General features: G+C 44.4%; 1 protein-coding gene. It reads left to right on the top strand.

The window, feature by feature from the left end:
- Positions 1–495 (top strand): acetate and sugar kinases/Hsc70/actin family protein (locus EK369_RS22935; RefSeq protein ID WP_206198162.1); only part of this gene is annotated, 495 nt, incomplete at its 5' end.
- Positions 496–705 lie beyond the last annotated feature (210 nt).

Here is a 705-nt window from a genome sequence, read left to right as displayed (position 1 = left end):
ATCAAGGAAAAACTTTGCTATGTTGCATTGGACTTCGAACAGGAAATGGCCACCGCCGCCGCCTCCACCTCTTTGGAGAAAAGCTACGAATTGCCTGATGGACAGGTCATCACCGTTGGAAATGAAAGGTTCCGTTGCCCTGAAGCCCTCTTCCAACCTTCCTTCTTGGGTATGGAATCTTGCGGTATCCACGAAACCGTATACAACTCCATCATGAAGTGCGACGTTGATATCCGTAAGGACTTGTACGCCAACACTGTACTCTCCGGAGGTACCACCATGTATCCTGGTATCGCTGACCGTATGCAAAAGGAAATCACCGCTCTTGCTCCATCCACCATCAAGATCAAGATCATTGCACCCCCAGAAAGGAAATACTCCGTATGGATCGGTGGATCCATCTTGGCTTCCCTCTCCACCTTCCAGCAAATGTGGATCTCCAAACAGGAATACGACGAATCCGGCCCTGGCATCGTTCACCGCAAATGTTTCTAAACAACTTTCTGTCTTTCTGTATCCATCGCATTGCATATATACATACACACTTATGTCTCTTATATTTATTGTTAATATATCATTGTCATCGTTTTGACGCCTAATAACGATGTGTAAATACTATATATATTTATGCCTTATACAGATATCTCAGTGCGAAAACAGACTGTCGAGTAAAATACTATTGTAAGCGACGTATTTAGGCCGTCT

It is taken from the genome of Shimia sediminis (genome assembly GCF_003990645.1).
GTDB lineage: Bacteria > Pseudomonadota > Alphaproteobacteria > Rhodobacterales > Rhodobacteraceae > Shimia > Shimia sediminis.
This window is presented reverse-complemented; position numbering and strand designations above follow the sequence as displayed.